This is a genomic window from Schleiferilactobacillus shenzhenensis LY-73, from assembly GCF_000469325.1.
GTDB lineage: Bacteria > Bacillota > Bacilli > Lactobacillales > Lactobacillaceae > Schleiferilactobacillus > Schleiferilactobacillus shenzhenensis.
On the sequence record NZ_KI271591.1, the window covers coordinates 1 to 260 of the forward strand.

A 260-nucleotide genomic window follows, 5' to 3' on the forward strand; every position below is an offset into this window, starting at 1 on the left:
CCCCTGGCTCCGGGCCCAAATCGCCTACTTCCTACCCGATTGTAAAGTCTTCGGGGCCAGGACAGATTCGCCGAGAGTGCCACTTGAACTTCATTTTTCCAGGCAACTGTCGTCACGACTGTGGAGGAGGCTGCCCGGGTTTTCTGAAGAGCGAGACTGTTCCAGTCTCCGAGAATGTAGGGTGACGAAGGGCGGAGCAGATTGGGCTCAGCCGTGAAATTGTTCTTGGCGGCTTTGCCGCCTAGAACAAGGCCGAGCTT